The sequence below is a fragment of the Salibaculum halophilum genome, assembly GCF_002094885.1.
GTDB classification, from domain to species: Bacteria; Pseudomonadota; Alphaproteobacteria; order Rhodobacterales; family Rhodobacteraceae; genus Salibaculum; species Salibaculum halophilum.
In genome coordinates this window covers 1-22,101 of sequence record NZ_MSIT01000020.1, presented here as the reverse complement: position 1 = coordinate 22,101, position 22,101 = coordinate 1, and the positions used below count along the sequence as shown (strand labels likewise).

General features: G+C 65.1%; 27 protein-coding genes. 11 read left to right on the top strand and 16 right to left on the bottom strand.

The window, feature by feature from the left end; all coding sequences use genetic code 11:
* The first annotated feature begins 342 nt into the window (after window positions 1–342).
* Both BU124_RS11760 and BU124_RS11755 read left to right on the top strand, forming a co-directional pair.
* Window positions 343–2,706 carry a heavy metal translocating P-type ATPase gene (locus tag BU124_RS11760; RefSeq protein WP_084863778.1) on the top strand — a complete coding sequence of 788 codons (2,364 nt, stop codon included), beginning with the start codon at window positions 343–345 and terminating at the stop codon, window positions 2,704–2,706.
* A gap of 78 nt (window positions 2,707–2,784) precedes the next feature.
* A complete protein-coding gene (locus tag BU124_RS11755) occupies window positions 2,785–3,282 on the top strand; it encodes a L,D-transpeptidase family protein (RefSeq protein WP_084863777.1) in 498 nt (165 codons plus the stop codon).
* 3 nt (window positions 3,283–3,285) lie between these two features.
* Here the strand turns inward: BU124_RS11755 and phnE are convergent, their stop codons facing one another.
* Genes phnE through BU124_RS11735 form a run of 4 tightly spaced genes read right to left on the bottom strand, consistent with a single transcriptional unit; the run spans window position 3,286 to window position 7,563 of the window.
* Entirely contained in the window at window positions 3,286–4,044 is a 759-nt protein-coding gene (gene phnE, locus BU124_RS11750) for a phosphonate ABC transporter, permease protein PhnE (protein WP_084863776.1), read from the bottom strand.
* A complete protein-coding gene (locus BU124_RS11745) occupies window positions 4,044–4,826 on the bottom strand; it encodes a phosphonate ABC transporter ATP-binding protein (protein ID WP_084863775.1) in 783 nt (260 codons plus the stop codon). The genes phnE and BU124_RS11745 overlap by 1 nt, the downstream gene beginning before the upstream one ends.
* Window positions 4,823–5,698: a phosphate/phosphite/phosphonate ABC transporter substrate-binding protein gene (locus BU124_RS11740; RefSeq protein ID WP_084863774.1), complete on the bottom strand. Its 876-nt coding sequence runs from the start codon at window positions 5,696–5,698 to the stop codon at window positions 4,823–4,825. Before BU124_RS11740 ends, BU124_RS11745 begins: the two co-directional genes overlap by 4 nt.
* Entirely contained in the window at window positions 5,698–7,563 is a 1,866-nt protein-coding gene (locus BU124_RS11735; protein ID WP_245831685.1) for a cytochrome c peroxidase, read from the bottom strand. Before BU124_RS11735 ends, BU124_RS11740 begins: the two co-directional genes overlap by 1 nt.
* 108 nt (window positions 7,564–7,671) lie before the next feature.
* Here BU124_RS11735 and mntR point away from each other — a divergent pair, with 108 nt between their 5' ends.
* Window positions 7,672–8,130: a manganese-binding transcriptional regulator MntR gene (gene mntR, locus BU124_RS11730; RefSeq protein WP_084863772.1), complete on the top strand. Its 459-nt coding sequence runs from the start codon at window positions 7,672–7,674 to the stop codon at window positions 8,128–8,130.
* Between the two features lie 78 nt (window positions 8,131–8,208).
* Here mntR and BU124_RS14800 read toward each other — a convergent pair whose 3' ends face one another.
* From BU124_RS14800 to BU124_RS11715, 4 genes are read right to left on the bottom strand one after another with little or no spacing between them, the layout of a single operon-like run.
* On the bottom strand, window positions 8,209–8,376 hold the full coding sequence (locus BU124_RS14800; RefSeq protein WP_179141907.1) for a hypothetical protein: 168 nt from the start codon (window positions 8,374–8,376) through the stop codon (window positions 8,209–8,211).
* Window positions 8,376–9,947, bottom strand: a complete 1,572-nt coding sequence (gene lnt / locus BU124_RS11725; RefSeq protein ID WP_084863771.1) for an apolipoprotein N-acyltransferase — start codon at window positions 9,945–9,947, stop codon at window positions 8,376–8,378. Before lnt ends, BU124_RS14800 begins: the two co-directional genes overlap by 1 nt.
* The gene (lspA, locus tag BU124_RS11720) at window positions 9,944–10,426 is read right to left on the bottom strand and encodes a signal peptidase II (RefSeq protein ID WP_084863770.1); all 483 of its coding nucleotides are present in this window, start codon (window positions 10,424–10,426) and stop codon (window positions 9,944–9,946) included. The genes lnt and lspA overlap by 4 nt, the downstream gene beginning before the upstream one ends.
* 4 nt (window positions 10,427–10,430) lie before the next feature.
* Window positions 10,431–11,213, bottom strand: a complete 783-nt coding sequence (locus BU124_RS11715; protein WP_084863769.1) for a ZIP family metal transporter — start codon at window positions 11,211–11,213, stop codon at window positions 10,431–10,433.
* Between the two features lie 197 nt (window positions 11,214–11,410).
* On the opposite strand from BU124_RS11715, the gene BU124_RS11710 reads away from it, so the two are divergent.
* The gene (locus BU124_RS11710) at window positions 11,411–12,082 is read left to right on the top strand and encodes a L,D-transpeptidase (protein ID WP_084863768.1); all 672 of its coding nucleotides are present in this window, start codon (window positions 11,411–11,413) and stop codon (window positions 12,080–12,082) included.
* A 65-nt stretch (window positions 12,083–12,147) separates the two neighbouring features.
* Here BU124_RS11710 and BU124_RS11705 read toward each other — a convergent pair whose 3' ends face one another.
* The 8 genes from BU124_RS11705 to BU124_RS11670 are packed head-to-tail and all read right to left on the bottom strand — an operon-like array spanning window position 12,148 to window position 17,083.
* Window positions 12,148–12,444, bottom strand: a complete 297-nt coding sequence (locus BU124_RS11705) for a hypothetical protein (RefSeq protein ID WP_084863767.1) — start codon at window positions 12,442–12,444, stop codon at window positions 12,148–12,150.
* 3 nt (window positions 12,445–12,447) lie between these two features.
* Complete coding sequence (locus tag BU124_RS11700) at window positions 12,448–12,903, bottom strand: DUF411 domain-containing protein (RefSeq protein WP_084863766.1); 456 nt, start codon at window positions 12,901–12,903, stop codon at window positions 12,448–12,450.
* A 3-nt stretch (window positions 12,904–12,906) separates the two neighbouring features.
* Complete coding sequence (locus BU124_RS11695) at window positions 12,907–14,280, bottom strand: M23 family metallopeptidase (protein ID WP_084863765.1); 1,374 nt, start codon at window positions 14,278–14,280, stop codon at window positions 12,907–12,909.
* Window positions 14,277–14,903: an SCO family protein gene (locus BU124_RS11690; protein WP_084863764.1), complete on the bottom strand. Its 627-nt coding sequence runs from the start codon at window positions 14,901–14,903 to the stop codon at window positions 14,277–14,279. Before BU124_RS11690 ends, BU124_RS11695 begins: the two co-directional genes overlap by 4 nt.
* A complete protein-coding gene (locus BU124_RS11685; RefSeq protein ID WP_084863763.1) occupies window positions 14,903–15,367 on the bottom strand; it encodes a copper chaperone PCu(A)C in 465 nt (154 codons plus the stop codon). Before BU124_RS11685 ends, BU124_RS11690 begins: the two co-directional genes overlap by 1 nt.
* Before the next feature lie 32 nt (window positions 15,368–15,399).
* Complete coding sequence (locus BU124_RS11680) at window positions 15,400–16,059, bottom strand: thioredoxin domain-containing protein (protein WP_084863762.1); 660 nt, start codon at window positions 16,057–16,059, stop codon at window positions 15,400–15,402.
* On the bottom strand, window positions 16,056–16,469 hold the full coding sequence (locus tag BU124_RS11675; RefSeq protein WP_425442465.1) for a disulfide bond formation protein B: 414 nt from the start codon (window positions 16,467–16,469) through the stop codon (window positions 16,056–16,058). The genes BU124_RS11680 and BU124_RS11675 overlap by 4 nt, the downstream gene beginning before the upstream one ends.
* Window positions 16,470–16,477: 8 nt before the next feature.
* The gene (locus BU124_RS11670; RefSeq protein ID WP_084863760.1) at window positions 16,478–17,083 is read right to left on the bottom strand and encodes an SCO family protein; all 606 of its coding nucleotides are present in this window, start codon (window positions 17,081–17,083) and stop codon (window positions 16,478–16,480) included.
* 175 nt (window positions 17,084–17,258) lie between these two features.
* Between BU124_RS11670 and BU124_RS11665 the strand changes: the two genes are divergently transcribed.
* The 7 genes from BU124_RS11665 to BU124_RS11635 all read left to right on the top strand — a co-directional run bounded on the left by BU124_RS11665 (window position 17,259) and on the right by BU124_RS11635 (window position 21,985).
* A complete protein-coding gene (locus BU124_RS11665) occupies window positions 17,259–17,687 on the top strand; it encodes a MerR family transcriptional regulator (protein ID WP_084863759.1) in 429 nt (142 codons plus the stop codon).
* A gap of 1 nt (window position 17,688) precedes the next feature.
* Entirely contained in the window at window positions 17,689–18,015 is a 327-nt protein-coding gene (locus BU124_RS11660) for a YnfA family protein (RefSeq protein ID WP_084863758.1), read from the top strand.
* 69 nt (window positions 18,016–18,084) lie between these two features.
* Complete coding sequence (locus tag BU124_RS11655) at window positions 18,085–18,861, top strand: transglutaminase-like domain-containing protein (protein WP_084863757.1); 777 nt, start codon at window positions 18,085–18,087, stop codon at window positions 18,859–18,861.
* Window positions 18,851–19,792 (top strand): cation diffusion facilitator family transporter, encoded by a 942-nt coding sequence (locus BU124_RS11650; RefSeq protein ID WP_084863756.1) that lies wholly within the window; start codon window positions 18,851–18,853, stop codon window positions 19,790–19,792. Before BU124_RS11655 ends, BU124_RS11650 begins: the two co-directional genes overlap by 11 nt.
* Window positions 19,789–20,382 carry a hypothetical protein gene (locus BU124_RS11645; RefSeq protein WP_084863755.1) on the top strand — a complete coding sequence of 198 codons (594 nt, stop codon included), beginning with the start codon at window positions 19,789–19,791 and terminating at the stop codon, window positions 20,380–20,382. The genes BU124_RS11650 and BU124_RS11645 overlap by 4 nt, the downstream gene beginning before the upstream one ends.
* Window positions 20,375–21,451 carry a saccharopine dehydrogenase NADP-binding domain-containing protein gene (locus BU124_RS11640; RefSeq protein WP_084863754.1) on the top strand — a complete coding sequence of 359 codons (1,077 nt, stop codon included), beginning with the start codon at window positions 20,375–20,377 and terminating at the stop codon, window positions 21,449–21,451. The genes BU124_RS11645 and BU124_RS11640 overlap by 8 nt, the downstream gene beginning before the upstream one ends.
* A 39-nt stretch (window positions 21,452–21,490) precedes the next feature.
* A complete protein-coding gene (locus BU124_RS11635; RefSeq protein WP_245831683.1) occupies window positions 21,491–21,985 on the top strand; it encodes a DUF6653 family protein in 495 nt (164 codons plus the stop codon).
* Window positions 21,986–22,101 lie beyond the last annotated feature (116 nt).

Genomic DNA, 22,101 nt, shown 5'->3' with positions numbered 1-22,101 from the left:
CTGACGCGAGTGGGCCAGGGGCGTATCGCCCCGCCATCGAGTATATTCGGGAGGTCCAAGCCCAGACGGCCGAGGAACTGGCTCTGCTGCCGGATGACGCGACCATCGCTGACGGGCTTGCTGATTACAGCGTCATGCGGACCCGTGCAAAGGCTGGCACTAGTCAAGATCTCTACCTGTGCGCCTGCCTGCCCTGCACTGGATGGAAGCGGTCCGCTTGGAGGAAATGTGGTTCAGCGAAGGCCATCCATCTCGCTCGGGGTGGATCGCAAGATACTTCTTGAAGCTCTAGTTGCTGTAGGGAGTATCTCTGACGGGCACTGAACAATCCGGGGCCCGATCATGTCGTCCGACACCGACTACAACCACGATCACGACCATGCGCATCCGTCAACATCGGAGAGCAAGGATAGCGCCTGCTGGGGTAGGACGACGACCTGCGCGGATGTCGCTCCGGCCGCGTCCGGCTCGGTCAATGGGCGGAGCTTCCAGGTCAACGGGCTGGATTGCGCCGAGGAGGTCTCGATCCTGAACAAGGTCGTCGGGCCGGCCGTCGGCGGGCAGGAGCATCTGGCCTTCGACGTGATCAATGGGCGAATGACCGTTCTCGACAGTGCGGAATCCGTGGCGGATGACAGGATCGTCAAGCTGGTCGCGGGCACGGGCATGAGTGCCAGGCCCTGGGACGCCGAAAACGCCGCCGCGGATCAGGCCGCGCATCTTGCCCGCCAGAAGGGGTTCACCGCGGCCAGCGGCGGCTTCTGGGCTGCAGGGTTTGTCTATCACATCGTCGAGACAGGCTTGGGTGGCGCGCTGGGACTGTTCTCGGGTCATGGCGGAGCGCCGATGCCGATGGCGGAGATCGGTCTCTTCGCGCTGGCGATCGTGTTCGGCGTCTGGCTGGTAGCGCCCAAGGCGTGGTCATCGGCCCGCAGGCTCTCGCCGGATATGAACCTGTTGATGGTGGTGGCCGTGGCGGGTGCCATCGGGCTCGGCGAATTCTTCGAAGCCGCGACGGTCGCGTTTTTCTTCTCGCTCTCCCTTTACCTCGAAAGCTGGAGCGTCGGCCGTGCGCGAAACGCGGTATCGGCCCTGCTGGATCTGGCGCCGCCCACGGCTCGCCTGATCCGGCCAGATGGCACCGAGACGGACATTCCGGCGGCAGAGGTTGCCGTGAACGACCGTTTCATCGTGCGCGGTGGCGACCGCATCCCCCTCGACGGTCAAGTCGTGAAGGGGGCAGGTGCCGTCGATCAGGCCCCGATCACCGGCGAGAGCGCATTGGTGTCCAAGGAGCGCGGCGACGAGGTCTATGCCGGCACGATCAACGGCGAGGGTTCGCTGACGATCCGCGCGACGAAAACCGCGTCGGACACAGTGCTGGCGAAAATCATCCGCATGGTGGGCGACGCCCACGCGCGCCGCGCACCGGTCGAGCAGTGGGTCGCGAAGTTCGCGCGCATCTACACACCCATCGTGATGGCGCTGGCGATCGCCATCGCGCTGGTGCCACCGCTCCTGCTGGGCGGTGCCTTGGATTATTGGTTCTACAATGCGCTGGTGCTGTTGGTCATCGCCTGCCCATGTGCCCTTGTCATCTCGACACCGGTTTCCATCGTCGCGGCGCTCACCGCTTCGGCGCGGGCGGGAGTACTCATCAAGGGCGGTGCCTATGTCGAAGCGCCTGGGCGAACGACGGCACTGGCGATGGACAAGACCGGGACAATCACCATGGGTGAGCCCGAAGTGGCTGCGGTGCATCCCTTGGGCGAAGCCTCCGCACGCGATCTCATGACGCTGGCAGCGAGTCTGGAAGCTCGGTCGTCGCACCCGCTGGCCCGCGCCATCCTCGCGCGCGCCGAAACCGATGGTGTTTCCATATCTGCCGCAGAGGACACACGCACCGTGCCCGGGCGCGGGCTGGAAGGACGCGCCGACGGGCGCGCTATCTGGCTCGGCTCGGATCGGTTCGCCGAGGAGAAGGGGTTTGGCAGTGCCATTCCGGCGGATCTGCGGGGCCGGATCGAAGGGGCAGGCAGCACCCTTGTTGCCGTGGGTGACGAAACGGGCGTGACTGGCGTTCTGGAATTGCGCGACCGAATCCGCCCCGATGCAAAGGGGATCGTTGCGCGCCTGCATGCGCAAGGTGTGAAGACCATCGTGATGTTGACGGGCGACAACGAACGCACCGCGCGCGCGGTGGCAGCCGAAGTCGGCATCGACGAGGTGCGCGCCGAACTCTTGCCAGAAGACAAGGTGACGGCCATTGAGCAACTCGTCGAAAGCCACGACATGGTGGCGATGATCGGCGACGGTGTGAATGACGCACCGGCCATGGCCCGGGCGCATTATGCCATCGCTATGGGCGCTGTCGGATCGGATGCCGCGATCGAGACGGCCGACATCGCGCTGATGACCGACGACATCGGCAAGGTACCCTGGCTTATCGGCCATTCGCGCCGTGCCATGACGATCATTCACCAGAATATCGGCATATCCCTGGCGACCAAGGCGCTGTTCGTCGGGCTGACCGCGTTCGGCATGGCCTCGATGTGGGGCGCCATTGCTGCGGATGTGGGCGTGTCGCTGCTGGTGGTCGCCAACGCACTTCGGCTCCTGAATGGCCACCGGGCCGAAGCGGGGCCTTCGGGCGGTGAACCGCTGGGCGAGCAGATGGCGAAGGGAGCACTGGCGCACGGTCATTGATCCGGCGGTTTCGGTAGAGTAGCGTCTGACATCAACCAGACCTCGAAAAAGGGGCGTCGAGCAGTGATAAATACCAGAATGCCACGACGGGTCTTGCTGTTGGGCGGATTGGCCGTCTTCCTGTCAGGCTGTGCCAGCAGGTTTCGGTCGTACGACGGGCCAGAAGTGACCCGGCTGCGCATGTACAAGGCACAGCGTTTGCTGGTCTTGGACGGGGCGGATGACGTTTTGCGGACCTATCCCATTGGACTGGGCTTCGCGCCCGAGGGCCACAAGCAGTTTGAGGGGGACGGGCGCACGCCGGAGGGCTCCTACCTGATTGACCGGCGGAACCCCGATAGCCTCTTCCACCTGTCCATCGGCATTTCATATCCGAATGAGGCCGACATCGCATTCGCGGAAGCGCAAGGCCGATCTCCGGGAAAGGACATCTTCATTCACGGCGGTCCGCGGCGCGGGATCGACCCCATGAATGTACGCGACTGGACGGCAGGCTGCATCGCCGTCACGGACGGCCAGATCGAGGAGATCTACGCCATGGTCAGGAACGGAACGCCAATTGACATCTATGCTTGACGATCACGCAAAGCGACGGCGCAGCGCGACGTTGAGCGCTTCGATGGCGATGACCATGACGACAACGGCAATCGTAACGCTGGCGGCCTTGTCGTACTGGAAGGAACGCACGTAGGTCTGGATGTAGAAGCCGATCCCGCCCGCGCCGACGATGCCGAGGATCAGCGACTCGCGCAGGTTCAGCTCGAACCGGAAGATCGTGTCCCGGGCGACGACCGGCGCCATCTGCGGCCAGATCGCGTGCCTGAGCCGCACGAGCGGTCCGGCCCCCGCGCTTTCCAGCGCTGCGATGGGCGCGCGGGACACGCCGTCGATCGCCTCGGCATAGAACTTGGCGAGCATCCCCGTTGCATGAAAGGCGACCGCGATGATGCCGGGCAGCGGCCCGAGTCCGACAGCGCCCACCATGAGCATGGCCACGAGGATCAGCGGAATCGCCCGTATGAAGGCAAGCAGCGTTCTAACCGGCCGGTAGAGCGCGGGCGATACCATCGTCTCGGACGCGAGAATGCCGAGAGGGATCGACAGGATCACCGCGCCGAGGGAACCGAGGATCGCGATTCTCAGCGTTTCTGCGCTGCCCTTCCTGATTTCGGCCATCACCGTCGGGTCCGGCGGGAACATCCGCCCGAGAAAATCGGCAATCCGCGGACCGGCCGAGACGAGACGAGACAACTCGACATCGGTGGTGACGAAGGACCAGAGGATCGCGCCGGCGATCAGGACGCTGGTCGCGAAGCCGCCGAACCCTCGGGGTCCCATCAAGACACCGCCCTGAGGCTGAGGCCGGGCAACGGCTCTGCCTCCCGGTAGAGAGCCGCTGTCGCCTCGTCCTTCAACTCGGAACTCGGGACGTCAAATGCGACCCGCCCGTCCCGTATGCCGATGATACGCTGCGCGAAACGCCGCGCCAGGTCGGGCTGGTGCGAGGAAAACAGCGCCGTCGCCCCGCGCGCCCGCGCGGCCCCGGTCAGCAGCGCCAGGACCTCTCCAGCGCGCGCAGGGTCGAGGTGGCTTACCGGTTCATCGGCGAGGATCAGCCGTGGCTCCTGCGCCAGACACCGCGCGATGGCCACGCGCTGCCGCTGCCCGCCGCTAAGGCTGTCCACCCGGCGTTCGGCGAGATCGGCGATGCCGCAATCGGCGAGCGCTGTTCGCGCAATCTCCAGATCGTGCGGGGTCGGCGATCCAAGCAAGGCGCGTAGAGGGGACATTCGTCCCAGGCGGCCGTTGAGAACGTTGCGCAGAACCGTGGACCGCTCGACCAGGGCGAATTCCTGAAACACGAAGCCGGTATCGGGCCGGCTTGCGCGCGGCGGCGGTCGATCGGGATCGAGCGGCACACCCAAAACCGAAACGCGCCCGCGCCAGCCGTGGAGCCTGCCATCGAGCAGCGCCAGAATCGTCGTCTTCCCCGCCCCGGACGGGCCGAGCAAAGCGACGCTTTCGCCCGCCGGAATCTGAAGCGAGACCTGCTCCAGCGCCGGCAGATCCGCGCCCGGATGGGCGAAGGTCAGGTCGTCGATCTGCGCGGCGGGACTCATTCCAACAGCCCGTATCGCCGCGCCATGTCGCGCACGCCGTGATAGGCGGCGGGGTCGGCCCTGACATAGCCGTCCGGCCCGTAGAGATAGCGCAGCTTGTCGCGGTTCTCGGGCTCGTTGAGTTGCATCATTGCGTCCGTGAACCGATCCCGCAGGGCGGCATCCAGCGCAGCACGTGCGATTACGAGATGGCTCGGGATTGGTTTGCTTTCCGCGATCCAGGTCACCTCTGCCTGCTGCTCCGGGGTCAACAGAAGATCGGCATATTGGCTGGCGCCTGCGGCATCGACCAGACCTTCGGCCATTGCCTGCATGGCTTGCTGGTAGCCGCCCGCGAAGAAGACGCGGCCGAAAAATTCCTCCGCTGCGCCGGGACCTTCAACCAGCCCGGCCTCTACGAATTCGGCGAGCGGATAGAGATAACCCGATTCCGAGATCGGATCGGCAAAGGCGATGTTGTGCCCGCGCAGGTCGGCGAGCCCGTCGATGCCACTGTCGCGCCGCACGAAGATGCGGCCCGTGTAGCTCGGCGCGCCCCGGTAGACTTCGGACAGGAGCGGCACCGCGCCGATCTCGGCCTCGGCCAGAACGAAGGGTAAGGCGCCCATGAAGGAGATATCGGCGTCGCCGTTTCGCAGCGCCTCGACCGCTGCCGCATGGTCGATGGTGACGAACCCCTCGACGGGGACGCCGATCTGCTCGGACAGCCAGCCCGTGATGGCCTCGATGTCCCCCAACAGCTTCTCGGGGTTCTCCTGCGGGATGAAGGCAAGCCGCAATTCAGTGTCCTGCGCCGCGAGAGGCGTCGCCAGCGACACCGCGCCTGCACCGGCCAGTGCCAGCATCGTTCTGCGGTTCAGGTGGATCGCCATCAGAATGCCCTCTCTTCGATTGCGTCGGCTTCGGACTTGAACGCGGTCCAACTGGCTTCAGCGGCCGCCCAGTCTTCCACGCGCACGGCGGCGCCGACCTCGGCCAGACGTTCGGCCAGCGCGTAGACCTCGGGCCGCGCAGTAAGGTTCGACATGGTGCTGGCATCGGCCGCGAGGTCCGCGGCGACGGTGTCGGTCAGAAGTAGGATGTGCTCAGCGTCCCGCAGGGGCAGCAGCGTGTCGAGCGTCGAGGCGAAGGTCGTCAGTTCCGAGAACGCCAGCCGGAAGGCGGTGTTTTCGGCGTCGAACGCCTCGTAGGGTTCGTCCGCCGCGCCCACGGTCTCCAGATAGGCGGTCAGGTCGGCCCGTTCCGTCCCGGTCAGCCCGAGCGACTTCGTCTCGTCGAACCAGTCCACGACGGCGGCCAGCGTCGGCAGCGAGCCGTCGTGGAAATAGGGCGCGGTATAGGCGGTCCCGAGCAGTGTCGGTGTGTCGAGCGCGCCGACGCGGGCCCCCTCATAGCCCGGCTCAACGGAGCCGATGTCGTGGGCCTCCCGGTCGAGGAAGTTCGCGTCCGGCACATGGCAGCTGGCGCAGGAGCGATCGCCAAGTCCCGCAAAGGGCGTATTGAAGATCTCCTCGCCGCGCCGGGTGGCCTCTGGGGCCACGTCGGTCAGACGGCCATCACTCGTGAGCATGGAATTCGGCAGGAAGTCGAACTCGAGCATGTAGGCGACGAGAGCGTCCAGCATGAAGGGCGTCGGTTCATTCCCGCCGAACTCGTTGACGATCACGTTGCGGGTAAAATCGCGCAGGGAGGCGAAGCGGCCATCGCGGCCGTAGGGCCCGGTGAAGCGCAGACCGCGCAGGCTGGGAATGTCGAGCGGGTCGTCACGCCGGTCGTTGAAAGTCGGGTTGAAGAATGCTCCGTCGACATCGATTGCGCCCGGCTGGTGGCTGGCACCCGGAATAAAGAGCCTCTGGTTGATGTCCGAGCGGTTGTGACAGGTCGAGCAGGTTATCCCGAGATCGCGCGCCGGGCTTCCGAAGATCTGCGCGCTGTCGAACAGCATGTCGCCGTAGGCGACGAGCGGCAGATCGGTCTCGTCGATGCCTTGCTCCTCGAAGTTGAGAACGAGACGCGGCAGCGGGTCCTGATCGAAGATGTCGGAGCCCGGTGGCAGGCTTGGCGGAACCTCGATCGTGCGGCCACTCAGGACGGCGGTTTCCGGCAGGCCGCTCAGCGTCCGACGCGGAGCGAAGCTGTCCAAAAGGTAGTTTTCCGCAAGATAGCCGGAGATGACTGTGCGCGCGGCTTCCATGGTCTCGCGATCCGCAGATGTCGACCCTGCGCCGAGTACGCCAGAGAACCCGGTGCTGCTGTTGAGCTCCAGCCAGGCAAGGCCGATGCGCCTTGCAGCCTCGGGATCGGCGGCTGCGATGCCGTCCTCGAACGCACGGTAGAGTTCGCGTGCCGTTCGCACGGCCTGCTGTGCCGTCGCCGATTCTTCGGCCGCGAGAGCCCGGTCCAGTTCCTCTTCGATCCTGAGTGCGATGAGCTGCGTCGCCTCTGCGAAGACTGCCTGCCGGTCTTCGCGCATCATGGCGTCTAGGAGACCGTCAGGCTCGATATCGCTTTCGCGGTCCAGCCATTCCACCGCACCGGTCGAGAATTCCGAGCCCCGGTAGGGTTCGGTCCAGGTCGTCTCGAAGTCATCCCAGGGCAGAGGCGCGAGGTTTCCAAGAAAGAGCGTCAGCCGGTAGGCCGCTGCCTCGGGAAGCCAGGGCGCCTCCTTGGCAGGCGTCGCCGCGACAGGTCCGGACAGGACGAGCGCATTTGCGAGAGCGGCGAGCAGCACCCTCATGACATTTCGCATCACCACGGCCTCCGGGGGATAAAGTTAGACATGGCTAACTTATCGACCCCAAGCTAATCAGTTGTCAATCCCGGTGCTTCCTTGCAAAGTTCGGGCATGACAAAGTCGCAATCACATGCGCGTGAGGCGTTTGACGCTGTCGACAGGGCTCCCGAGGCGCAGGCGGACGGGTTTGCAACCGTGCGTCAGGCACACGAGAGCGAAGTGGCCGAGGATTACGTCGAACTGATCGCGGAACTGATCGAGACACGCGGAGAGGCCAGACCGGTCGATATCGCCGAGCGGCTTGGCGTAAAGCCGCCGACCGTGACCAAGAACCTTTCGCGTCTCAAGGCGGCTGGCTTGGTACGGCGGGAGCCTTACCGCGCCATATTCCTCACCGATGCAGGGCAAGACCTCGCGGAGACCTGTCGACGGCGCCACAGAATCGTCGTCGCCTTTCTTTTGAGCCTGGGGATCGACGAAGAGACTGCCGAACGCGATGCGGAGGGCATCGAGCATCACGTCAGCGCGACCACCTTGGAGGCGTTCGAGAGACGGCTAACACAGAAATGAGTGTGCGGCGGAACTCGTTCGGTCGCTTATATGAAGGGCCTCCACGCGTCTGAAGCGTTCAGGCTTACGCGAATTCTTCTAGCTCAGATTCCGTGAAAGAACGATGGTTGCAAACAGGGCGACGAGTCCGAAGGCGATCGCAGATGCAACTGCATACTGAAGAATATCGAGGCGGTTCCCCGTCCTCCGTCGTGCCAGATAGCTGCCCCAGATCGCCCCTCCGACGACGCCCACGATCACAAGCATCAGGATTTCTCCATTCCAGAATTCGCCGCGTCGGGGTATCGTCCGAACAAACCGGCCAGCCAGCTCGAGGCCCAGCACGCTACGACGAGCACCAGCAGGGTCCAGTCACCGAAACGCGCATAGGGCGTGGGAGCACGCGCGCCCGGCAGGCCGGCATCGATAGTTCCTGTTTCACCGGTATCGAGACGCGCAACGATATCTCCATCGGCATCGATCACAGCGGATATCCCGGTGTTGGCCGCGCGGACCACGGGAAGACCTTCTTCGACCGCGCGCATGCGCGCGGCTGCGAGGTGCTGCTCGGGTCCGATGCTGGTTCCGAACCAGGCATCGTTGGTGGCGTTGAATATCCAGTCGGGTCGAAACAGGCCGTCGACGACGTGTCCAGGAAAGATGATCTCGTAGCAGATCGCCACGGCGATGAGCGGAGCCCCGGGAATGGCAAGGGTGCGCGGCCCCGGCCCGGGCGTGAAATCGCCCAAACCTTCCGTCAGACGCTCGATGGGCAGCCAGTCCCGGAGGGGGACGTATTCCCCGAACGGCACGAGGTGGTGTTTTGCATATCCGGTCAGGATTTCTCCACGGTTGTCATAGGCCTGCACCGTGTTGAAATAGCTTGTGCCACCATCCCTCTCTACACGATCAGGCACTCCCGTGAGCAGGCGCGTGCCCTCAGGCAGGGCAACGGCGATCCTTGCACGCGCAGGCGCGTCTTCGTCGAGAAAACCGGGAAAGGCCGTTTCCGGCCAAAGCAGCAAATCGACGTTGCCGGGACGAGATGAGAGGTCGAGGTAGCGCTGAAGGGTCGCGTCCCGGTTTCCGGGCGCCCATTTTTCACGCTGGGGCACGTTGCCTTGTACGATGCGCAGGTCGACCCCAGGCGAGGGCGTCTCTGTTCCAAGGCGGAGCGTACCGGCACCCCATAATCCAATGGTGGCCACTGCGCACAGCGCCAGAATGGTCAGCCGCTGCGGTGGCGCGGCCGAAAACCCCGCTCCCGGCATGACGCCGATCAGGACGGTGAGAAAGCTCAACCCGTAGCTTCCGACCCAAGCGGCTGGCTGGCGCAGCGCGGCGTGATCGACAAGAGCATAGGCGGCGAGGTTCCACGGAAATCCCGTCAGGAGATGACCCCGCAACCATTCCGCAGCCACCCAGCAGGTTGCGAGAAGCAGACTCGCGGCAATGCCACCGAGGGAACGTCGCTGCGCGAAGACGGCAAAGAGCGCCGCTGCCATGGCCGGGAAGACGGCAAGGCCCGCCGACAGACCCGCGACCGCTGGTATCGCCAGTGCGCCGAAACGTTCGGCATCGACATAGAAGCTCTCCGCGATCCAGGAGATTCCGAACCCGAACTGGCCCAGTCCGAAGGCCCAGCCGACAAGGAAGGCATGCAATGCCGAAAGGTTCCGCAGGAGGAGAAAAATCGCGGAAAGAGCGACAGGGACCGCGACGAGCCACGAGAACGGCGGAAGGGTCAAAACCGTCAAACCGCCCGCCATGCAGGCGAGACCCATCCGCGCGAGCAAACTACAGTCCCGCCCAATGAACTTCAGCAAACCTGGATTCATGGATCGGTCCGAAGCCGGGCAGCAACCCACGGCCCAACGAACAGCAGCCCCACACCGCCAACCACGAACACGTCGGCCATGTTGAAGGCAGGCCAGTGCGCCGCCCCGATGTAGAAATCAAGGAAGTCCGTCACACCCCGAAACCGGACGCGGTCCAGAACGTTGCCGAGTGCACCGCCGATGATCGCACCATAGGCAACGGCCTCGATCCGGCTGCTGGTACGGACCAGCATGACTGCCAGCCAGACGCAGATTCCAAGCGCCAGGACGACAAGGCTCCACCACGGCGCGCCTCCGAGAAGCCCGAAGGTCACCCCGTCATTGCGAAGGTAGATGAGGTTGAAGCCGGGTACGACCGGCACGCCGGCAGTCAGGGCGAGAGCATTGGCGACAACGATCGCTTTGGTGGCCTGATCGAACAAGAAGGAAATCAGAGTCGCGAACAGACCGGTGAAAAGGAAAGGCTTCGTAGGTCGCATCCGATCACCCCAGCCAGACGTCGAGAAACAGCATGATGACCAACCCGATGGACATGCCAAGCGTCGCCTTGTTCTGGTGGCCGCTGCGGTGGGTCTCTGGGATGATCTCGTGACTGATGACGTAGAGCATTGCACCTGCGGCGAAGGCGAGCCCCCAGGGCAGGAGAGGTTCGGACAGCGTGATGATGCCGGCGCCAAGCAGCCCGCCAATGGGTTCGACGAGCCCGGTCAATGCGGCGATGCCCCAAGCGCGAACTCGGGAATATCCTTCACCGAGAAGCGAAACGCCCACTGCGAGCCCCTCGGGCGCGTTCTGAAGGCCGATGCCGATTGCCAACGGCAGGCCGTCTTCCACGCCACCCGACCCGAAGCCGACGCCTACGGCGAGCCCCTCGGGAAAGTTGTGGATCGTAATCGCGATGATGAAGAGCCAAACGCGCCTGAGCGACGCGGCCTCCGGCCCCTCGCGCCCTGTCTTGAAGTGCTCGTGCGGCAGGCGCTCGTTCATCAGCGCGACCGCTCCCATTCCGATCAGGATCGAGACGCAGACGATGGCGGCGGGCATCGCGCCGTTCGCGAACATGGGCTCGGCCGCATCCAATGCCGGGATGATCAGCGAAAAGAACGATGCCGCCAGCATCACGCCGGCCGCGAATCCCAGCGAAAGATCCCGTGCCGCGCGCGATGGCACGCGCCCGAACAGGACCGGGATGGCCCCGATGGCGGTCAGCGACCCGGCAGCCAGACTGCCCAGGAAGCCGAGAGCGACTGGAGAGAGTTCAGTCATGGGTCGTTTCGGGACGTGAGGGCATCGGGAAACCGGTCGCGCGAACGACGCCGGAATGACGTTGCGAGGCTAAGCCGACGGCCGACCGATCGACATCCAAAGAACATCACGAAGTCGTGCTCAAAGACGCCGGACCCGTTCTTTCTTCCGTATCCAAAAATTGAAATACTGAGTATACAGGAAAGGATTGAAATTTCATGCTGACCAGACGTCACTTCATCGGCGCGACCGCCGCCTTGTTCTCGCCCGCGATTGCCGGTGTCGCCCTTGCCGATTCTTGGCCGACCGATGATCAGAAGGCCGCGTGGGACGCGCAGGTGACGCCGCCGGGATACGATCCGGCCACGACGAACCCGTGGGATCTGCATCCGCGCCTGCTGCCGCAGCGAGTCGAGGCCCGGCCTGGGCTCGTGCCCGGGGACATCCATGTCGATGCGACCGCGCGCTACCTCTACCATATCGAGGAGGGCGGTACGGCCATGCGCTACGGTGTGGCCATCGGTCGGGGTGGCCTCTACGAGCCTGGCACCTACACGATCCGCCGCAAGGTGGAGTGGCCGCACTGGACGCCGACGCAGACGATGATCGAGCGGGAACCCGAAGCCTACGCGCAGTATGCCGACGGGATGGAGCCCGGTCCCCAGAACGCCCTCGGGTCGCGCGCCCTCTACCTTTTTGTCGGCGACAGGGACACCTACCTCCGGATCCACGGCACGCCATCCCCCCGCTCGATTGGCAGTCGGGCCAGTTCGGGCTGCGTGCGCATGGTCATGGCGCATATCAACGACCTCTACGAGCAGGTCGAGACCGGCGTGACCGCCCACCTCTACCCGGCTGCGGGCGACGGACCGGTCACCGCACACAGCTGACGGCTTTCCGATCCGCGGGAGATCGCTCTCCGCAGCCAGGGGACCGAGGCGAGCCGATCCAGCCATCACGCCTCGGCCACGCGCTGCGTGCAGATCGGTCGACCGTCCGCCGTTCGGAGCGGAAGCATCGTCGTCTCGACGGGTCCGACATGGCGGTACCAGTAGCAACCGTCCTCGGGTCGCAACCGGACCGACTGCAGATCCTGAAAGGGCGCAGCCATCGCGTTCAGCTGGGTCATCACTTCTGCCGAGAGGCCCGTATCGGAATCTGCCTTTTCGGCGACCGGGACGGCGCAGGCGCCGAGTGCCAGCAGGCTTCCAAGCAAAATAAGCGTCTTGCCCGGCGTGCGCGCTCGGATCATGGATCAGTTTCCTTCGTAGCTGGCAAAGACTTCCGTCGAGCCGTCGTTGCGGATGAGGAAGACGTCATAGGCTTCCCGCCATCTGCCTTGATCCATGCCGGGCGATCCGAGCGGCATCTCGGGCACCGCAAGACCCACCGCGTCGGGACGCTCCGCCAACAATCGCCGGATGTCCGACGCGGGCACATGCCCCTCGATCACGTAGCCGTCGATGAGCGCCGTGTGGCAGGAGACCATCCGCTGCGGCACGCCGTTGTCGAGCTTGAAGCGCACCAGAAGTCCCGCGAACATGTCCTGCCCGGTCGGTGCGAAACCGTTTTCTTCCAGGTGCTCCATCCAGGCGAGGCAACACCCGCAGCCGTTTGTCTTGCGGACCTCGATCGGCGTGCCCTGCGCCAGCGCCTGTGCGGCCGGGAGGAACAACAGGGCGAGTGCCAGGGTGGCAAGGGATCGTTTCATGGGTCAGAGCCTTTCGGTGCTATTGGGGGCAAAGACGCGCGCGAGGCGTTTCTCTAGACGGTCGCGCGCATCACTTAGACGGTCGAGGGCCGCAGCGTCGTCTGCAGCCTGTTCCGCAGCCTCGGCAAGGCGGTCATCCGAGAGGGGGTCAGTGGGACGGCCGTTCACACGCACCTCGTAGTGCAGGTTTGGGCCGGTTGCGGTGCCCGTCGCGCCGACGCGGCCGATAAGATCCCCCGCCGCGACACGGTCGCCTTGGACAAGCCCGTCTGGGACGGCGCTCAGATGCGCATAACGGGTCATGGTTTCCGACCCATGCGCGATCTCGACAACGCGGCCGTAGCCGCCGCGCCGACCGATGAAACTTATGCGTCCGGGTGCGGTCGAATAAACCGGGGTGCCGCGGGCTGCGGCGAAATCCACGCCGGTATGCATTCTTGTGTCGCCGTAGACCGGGTGTGTCCTGCGGCCAAACACGGAGCTGAGCCGCGCGCCCTCGACCGGCTGCGCGAAGACGCGCATGACCACGCCATCACGGTAAATCGTGGCCCGCCCGGAGCCGTCCTCCGGCCAGACGATCTCGAACAGCGTGTCGCCAAGATCGAGCGCCGCGAAGGTCAGGTCCGGCTGGCCGACGATGTCGTCGCCAACCCGCTCCTCGCGCCACATCAGCCGAAGGGTCTCGCCACCGGCCAGGTCGCGCCGGAAATCCACGGCGCCACCCAGCATCTGCGCCAGATCGACCGCGAAGCGCGCCGGAATGCCGCCCGCGTCGAGCGCGGCGAAGACCGAGCTTTCGATGCGGGCTTCACCGGCCAGAATGACGTTTTCGGGATCGGGGGCGACAACGCGCGTCGCCACCTGCTCGCCGAAGACAGCCTCGATCCGGACGCCGTCGTCCACCTCCAGAACGACGCGACGGGGGCTGCCCTTCGGGGTGGTGATGACACTGAGGGCATGTCCAGGACGCAAGCGGCGCAGGTCGAACTCCGCCGCAAGTGCTAGCGCCACCTCGGCGCGAACCGGGGCGTCGAGACCCGCCTCCGCGAGAACCGCGTCGAGCGTCTCGCCCGCGGCGATCTCGCGTGCCCATGTCCGGAGCGAAGGCTCGACCCTCGGAAGCGATGGCGCGACGGTCCCGACAGACGGCAGAGCGGGCGAGCTGGCCGTCGGGGCAACATCCGAACGGGCGAGGGTCGCCGCGAGGACCGGCGCCTCAGCAAGCACCGGCATGGGCATGGCCTCAGGCGTCCAGAGTGCAGCCTCGGCAAGACCGGGCGGAACGGGGTCTCGTGTCCAGGTGCCCGAAAGCGCGAGGGCGGTCGCAGACACGCTTCCCGCCGTCACGATTCCGACCGCCAGATACCTCAGCTTCATGTCGCCCCCTCCGTTTCTTCTTCCAGCGCCCGGCGGATCTTCGGCACTGCGAACTCCCTCGGTTCGTGATAGTCGATCATGCTGACGAACCCGCCGGCCGCGTCGAACAGAAACACGCTCGCCGTGTGGGTCATGGTGTAGTCGCCGCCGTCGGTCGGAACACGCTCGTAGCTCGCCCGGAACCCTTCCGCCGCGCGTGCTATCTGATCTTGCGCACCGGTCCAGCCGCGGATCGCCGGATGGAAGTAGCCGACATATTCGGCCATCGCCTCGACGGTGTCGCGGTCCGGATCCACGGTGATGAAGACCACGTTCATCTGCCCGGCATCCTCGCCGAGCGCATCGAGCCAGCCGGAAATGTCCGACAGTGTGGTCGGGCAGACGTCGGGGCAGAAGGTGAAGCCGAAGAACACCATGGTCGGACGGCCGACCAGGGTCTCCGGGCCAACCGGCTGCCCCTCGTGATCAGTAAGACGAAAGTCCATTTCAGTGAGCGGTATGGGAAGGCTTGCCACAGCCTCCGGCGCGCCGGGGCCGTCCACCCGCCACCAGCCGACGAACAGCGTCAGCCCCATGGCACCCAGAGCAGTGGCGCCGTATCCAAGAGCCGTTCGGCGCCGCATCAGCCCTCCGGCCCGCGCGCCGCGATTCCGAGGATCGGCACGTCGACTGTCACGTCGCCGCCATCCGAGAAGCTCAGCGTCAGCGGAAAGCTGTCGCCCTCGGTCATCGGCTGTTGTAGCTGCATGAGCATCGCGTGCAGCCCGCCGGGCGCCAGTTCCGCGGCTTCGCCGGGGGCGATGGTTATCTCGCCCGCAGGCGCCATCGAACTGACACCCTCGGCATTGGTCTTGCTCTCGTGGATCTCCGGCATCATGGCGAGCGGCGTGGAAATGCCGGTCAGCGTGACGGCCTCGTCTCCGGTGTTGCGGATCGTCATGTAGGCCGCGCCGGGGCGGTTGACGCCGATGGAGGCCCGCGCCCACGCGTCATCGACGACCACATCCTCCGACCCGGCAAGGGCGACACCGGAGGTGAGCGCTAGTGTGGTGAGGGTCGCCAGCATCGGGATGGTGAGCTTGGTCATTCGCAAGTGCCTCCTTGTCATGCGTGCCAGGGTCACGAGCCGCTCGCGGCCACTTCCTCGGCCACCAGCGCGCGCAGTTCGGCCTCACCGAACGGATCGAGCGGCCGCCCGTTGACGAAGAATGTGGGCGTCTGGCGCACACCCATGGTTTCGACATCGGCGCGATCTTGGTTCAGGATCGCCACGACGTCCGGCGCGAGCATCTGCGTGCGCGCCGCTTCCACATCCAGCCCTGCGGTCGCAGCGACCTCCAGAATCAGTCCCGGAGCCGGCGCGCCATGCGAGGCCCACCGGGGCTGCTCGCGCAGCAGCGCCTCCATCACGGGCTCGTAGACGTCCTGCATCCGGGCCGCCTCGAGCACGCGGATCGCTTCCTCCGACGCTTCGCCGTGGAACGGCGTGTAGCGGATCGCGACGCGCACAGCGTCGCCGTGCTCTTCCATGATGTCCTTGACCACCGGATAGAAGGCGCGGCACGCCTCGCAGGCCGGATCGAAGAACTCGACGATGGTGACGGGGGCATCCTCGGGTCCGAGGATCGGGGAGTAAGACCGCAGCAGCGCCTCGCTCTGTTCTGGCGGAACCGTCGCGGTCGCGGCGACGGACGCGGGACGTGTCGTGAACCAGGCCGCTGCGGCAAAGACGGCAACGGCGACGGCAACAACGGAGAGCATGATAGCGCGACGATTCATGGGCGCGGGTCCTTCAGAGAGAGGGCCGACAGGCTCGCGGTGAGCGTGAAGGCGACAAGCGACAGGAGCGGGATCGGAACCCCGAGGATCAATTGATTGGTGTCGGTGCAAGAGGGGCCGGTCGCCGTGCAGGGCTGGATGGGCTCCGGGATGATGCCGACGTAAAGGCCCATGTGCCAGAGCGCGACGGCCCCGCCGAGCAGGCTGAGCGCCAACCCATAGCGTCCGACGCGGGCGTCCTGCCACCACAGGCCGAGCCCCAGAACGATGGGCAACGGGAACATGAAGGCGCGCTGGTACCAGCACAGCAGACAAGGCATCTGGCCCAGCACCTCGCCGATGAACAGCACCGAGAGTGTTGCGACGAGCGCCACCACCCAGGCGGCAGTCAGAGCCGCTTCTCCCGTCAATCCCCGACTCATCCGGCGACGCGCCCCCTCAGATCGGCAAGGATCTCCTCGGCCGGGGTGCCGTAGCTCCAGGCTTTCACGTAACCGCCCTCCGGATCGAACAGAAACAACTGCGAGGAATGACCCATCGTGTAGCCGCCGGGCGCCGCGGCCTCCTCGACCTTTTCGTAGAAGATGTGAAAGCTGTCGGCGGTCCGGTCGATCTGGTCGGGCGTTCCGGTCAGCCCCACGATCCCGGCCTCGAACCTCGGCACGAAACTCGCGAGAACCGACGGCGTGTCGCGCTCGGGATCGATGGTGATGAAGAGCGGCTGAACCTGCGCCGCATCCGCACCCAGCCCGTCTATGACGGCGGCGACCTCGGCCAGCGTCGTCGGGCAGACATCGGGACAATTGGCGAAGCCGAAGAAGACCATCATCCAGCGGCCCGCGTAATCCTCCTGCGTGCGGACCATTCCGGTGTGATCCGTCAATTCGAAATCCGCACGTAACGCAGGCTCGCCCTCCGCGGTCTGGTCGGATCGATAGTCCGCCCAGAGCAGCAACCAGACGAAAGCCAGCGCCGCAACGCCCACGAGCGCCCAGAGGATCTTTTGAAGAAATGTCAGTCGCAATGCGCGTGACCTGCCTGTGATTCTTGATTTTGTTGCCGTTTACACCCTCAAGCTACTAGAGGTTCAACCCGCTTGTTCCGTCGTCGTGATGGCTTCACGGACCTGTGTAGAAGCTCACGGCCTTGCCAATCGGTGCGGCAAAACCTACCAACACTGAAGCATTACGGAGGCGCCCATGCTGACGATCGGCAGTCTGGCCAGGAAAACCGGCACCAAGGTGCAGACGATCCGCTATTACGAGCAGATCGGTCTGATGCCGGAACCTGGTCGGACCGAGGGTGGCCAGCGCCGCTATGGCGACGATGAGCTCGACCGGCTCGCCTTCATCCGGCACGCGCGACAGTTGGGCTTTTCCCTCGAAGCGATCCGGGAATTGCTGGACCTCAGCGATCATCCCCATCGCCCGTGCCTTGAGGCCGACGCCATCGCGCGCAGGCAGTTGAAGCAGGTGGAGCAGCGCCTTGCGCGTCTGGAAGCCCTGCGCATCGAACTACAGCGCATGGTTCACGAATGCAGTGGCGGGCAGACGGCCGATTGCCGCGTGCTGGAGGTGCTGCGCGACCATTCCGAGTGCCTGACGGACCACGACGAGATCGGCGCCTGAGATGCCTGCCGCGCTCGCCTATCCGCTCGCGGCCTTGGCCGAGATCGCCGGATGCTTCGCGATCTGGGCGTGGTGGCGCCTCGGCGCGTCCGCCCTCTGGCTGGTGCCCGGCGTGGCCGCGCTGGTGGCGTTCGGCTGGCTTCTGGCGCAGGTCGACACCGTGGCGGCGGGACGCGCCTTTGCGGCCTATGGCGGGGTCTATATCGCGGCATCGGTTCTGTGGATGTGGCTCGCGGAAGGACACAGGCCGGATGGGTGGGACGTACTCGGTACAGCGGTGTGCCTCGTTGGCGCTGCGATCATTCTGGCCGCACCGCGCGGTGCGTGAATTCGGGGCTTGAAGCTACAGTCGCTGTAGCAATTATCTCTCTCCCATACCGATTCGAGGAGAGATGTCATGATTCACAAAGATCCATTGCTCGCCCCCACCCGGCTCCTCGATTTCGAGAGTCCGGCAATCGCGACTCTATTGGAAACGCGGGGCTGGAGCTGGAAAGCTCTGCCGCCTGAGGCGCGGATCGGATCCATCTACGATTTCGTCCGAAACCAAATCGCCTTCGGCTACAATCGGGCCGACGACATCCCGGCATCGCAGGTGCTGGCGGATGGTTTCGGCCAATGCAACACCAAGGGCAAATTGCTGATGGCGCTGCTCAGGGGAGCCGGCATCCGGTGCAGGTTGCATGGCTTCACCATTCACAAGGCGCTCCAGCGCGGTATCGTCCCCGAGCTTGTCTATCCGGTCGCGCCCGCGGAAATCCTCCATTCCTGGATCGAGGTGGAGACCGGCGACACGTGGATCGACCTGGAGGGTTTCATCCTCGACGCGCCGTACCTCACGGCGTTGCAGCGGGCGTTCAGCGACAGTGACAGCCTCTGCGGCTATGGTGCGGGCACCGAGTGCCTGAACAGTCCGCCGGTCGAATGGACGGGGGCCAGCACGTATATCCAAAAAACTGGCATTGCCCGGGATCTGGGAACATTCGAGACGCCGGACCAATTCTATGACGTGCACCGGCAAGCGTTCGGCCAGCTGCGCGATTGGCTCTATCGTCACATCGTCCGGCACTGGATGAATGCTCGGGTTCGCAGGATCCGCGATGGGCGCCTGCCTCTCAAGCCAGGCACTGCCCGGCTCAATCACCGCTACGAGGGGGACGCACATGCCGCATGATCATGGCCACGCCCATATCGACCCCAAGTCCGGCGATCGCCGCGTCTCCGTCGCGATCTGGGCGAATGCTCTTCTGACCGTCGCGCAAATCGTCGGAGGCCTCCTGTCCGGCAGTCTCGCGCTGATCGCGGACGCGCTGCACAACTTCTCGGACATGGCGTCGCTGGTGATCGCCTTCGTCGCACGCAAGATCGCGCGCCGCCCGGCGGATGAGCGCATGACCTTCGGCTACGGACGGGTCGAGATCGTCGCCGCGCTGATCAACTACACCACGTTGATCCTGATCGGCGTCTACCTGATCTATGAGGGCGGGATGCGGATGATCGACCCACCCGAGGTGCAGGGCTGGACGGTGGTGATCCTCGGGGCCGTGGCGCTGGTGGTCGACACGTTGACGGCGCTGCTTACCTGGTCGATGCAGAAGGGCAGCGTGAACATCCGCGCGCTATTCCTGCACAACCTGTCCGACGCGCTCGCCTCGGTCGCGGTCATCGTCGGCGGCTCGCTTATCATCCTTTACGACATGCGGTGGGTCGATCCGGCGATCACGATCGGGATCGCACTCTACATCCTGTATCTGGCTTCCACCGAAATCGGCGGCCCGATCCGGACGCTGATGCTGGGAAGCCCTCCCGATCTGGATTGCGGCGACGTCATCGATGCGATACGCGGGATCGACGGCGTCGCGGACGTTCATCACGTCCATCTCTGGCAGATGCAGGAACACGAGGCGGCGCTCGACTGCCATGTCGTTCTCACAAAGGAAGGCTGGGCGCGGATCGAAGGCATAAAGACCGAGATCAAGGCGCGCCTGAACGATCGGTTCGGCATCGCCCATTCCAGCCTTGAATTCGAACACGAGGATCACGCGCACACGAACGCCGATCTCTATGGTCATGGCAGTTCCGCGCGGAAGGAAGAAACAGGATGAGACGACCGCTTGTCTTCGCGGGGTCGGCTCTGGCCGCCGTAGCCCTGTTCGTCGTCGCAATCGGTACGCTCGTTCCGCAGACCGTGGACGTGAGTGCATCGACCATGATCGATGCGCCGCGTGCGGAGATCTGGCGGGTCGCCTCCGATTTCGAGGGGGCGTTCGAGGACTCGAACCCGGCGCACCGCGGCACCGCCGTGCTGAGCGACCCGAAGGCGCCCCTGCGCGACGGTCTCCGGTTCCGCCAGGAGGAGTATGTCGGCGGGTTGCGTGGTGTGCTTGAGGCGGAGCTGTTCGACGTCTATCCGCAAGAGCGCTTCGGCTGGCGCGCCGAGACCGACTACACGCTCTGGGGCCTGCCGGTCGCGACCGTCGAGGAAGGCGGGATCTTCCGGATCGAGGAAAGTCGCGAAGGAGACGGTTTTCGCGTCTCGCATCGCGTCTGGGGAGACTTTCCCGACACGTTCTACGGCCGCGTGCTGAGCTGGGTATCCGTCGCGTTGCTCGACATGGAGACCGACGCCGAGCGCCACACGCGTGTCGAGCTCGAGTACTTCGAACGGCAGCTGGAAGGCGCTCGGGATGGCTGACCGGCTCTCGTTCGCCATCCTCGGGGGCTACGGCCAGTTGGGGCGCGCCGTCGCGGCGCTGCTGCTCGATCGTGGGGCGGACAGGGTCACGATCGCCGGGCGAAGCTCCGAAAAGGCCGGCAAGGCCGCGATGGATCTCGCCGGGGGAGACCGGGCCGGCCGGGTCGTGTCGGAACGCGCAGACGCCGATGACGGCGACGCTCTTGGCTCTTTGCTTTCCAACCACGACGTCGTGATCCATGCGGCGCCCCTCGACAGTGTCGCATCCGGGACCATGTGCGAGGCGCTGGCGCGCGTGGGTGGACGACTGGTTCTGGTCAGCCACGACCCTGACGCAGTTGCGGGCTTGCAGGCCGCGCGTCCAAGGCTCGAACAGGCTGGGGCGAAGGTGATCGTCGATGCCGGAGCTGACCCGGGTCTGCCAGGTCTTGTCGGACATCTCGCTGCCGAGACCCACGGCGCCGCCGAGCGCGTCGAGCTCTCGGCCCGGTACCGAGCTGCTGAGGTCGGCCGAGCCGGTCTCGCGGATATCCTCGACGGCGCGACCGATGCGACCTGGATCTATGCCGACGGCTGGCGGCGCGCCGGGCTCTTCGAGGTTCGTCGTCTCGCCTGGCCCGGCGGGCTCGGAGCATCGCTCGCGATGCCCGTGTATCTGCCTGAACTCGATGCGCTTCGCCATCGTCACAGATTTCGCCGGCTCGCCCTGTGGCACGGAGGCCTGAACGGCCCCGCGGACATGGTTGTGTCGATGCGCCGGGTTCTGGGGCGGATGTTTCCGCGGGACGTCGGTCTTGCAGCGCTGAAAGCCACGATGCGCTTCGCCAATCCGCCACCCTACGGCCTTGGGATTTCAGCGATTGCAGCCGGGCGAGGTCGGCAGACCGAAGTTCTGCTATCGCACTCCGACGTCTACGCCGCGACGGCGGAGATCGCCGCTTGGTGCGCAGAAGACCTCGTCCGAGAACTTCACCCGGCTCCTTCGGTCCGCGTCGCTTTTGAACTGCTCTGCGATGGCGATGCGAAAAACGGCCTGCAGGAGCTCGGCTTCGACCTGATGTTCCGGTGACCGACCGAAGCCCATTTGCCGGGAAAGGGACAGGAGTTCATGTCGTTGGCCTTTTCGATCTCGCGGCGCCTGATGTCGATGGACGACACGTCCTGGCGCCGCCACGCGAACCCATGGAGCGTGTATTCCCGAATGACGCTCCTGCCGCTCTTCGCCCTCGCTGTCTGGAGCCGCGTCTGGATCGGGTGGTGGTCGCTCGCGGCCATCGCGTGCGTGATCGCCTGGACGTGGCTGAATCCGAGGCTGTTCCAGTTGCCGCGCCATGAGGACGGATGGGCGGCAAAGGCCGTTCAAGGCGAACGCATCTGGCTCGAGGGACCGCCGGAAGCGGTCGTCGCCCGACACGAACGGGCCGTCGTCGTCCTCGGCTCGGCCACCGTGATCGGTACCATCGTGCTCGGATGGGGGCTTGTGACCCTCAACCTTTCGGCGACAATTTTTGGAGGGATAATGGCGATGGGCGCGAAACTGTGGCTCGTCGACAGAATGACCTTCGTTCACGACGCGATCGCGTCGGACCACGAGCGTGCTTAGGTGTAGGAAACGCAGCGAAGACGAGCCAAGATTCGGAAAATAAACGATTTTAACGCTTTGGTGGCGACCGGCTGAAGCCGGAGAACGTCCGATCCCGGTCCCATCCCCTCCGCCAC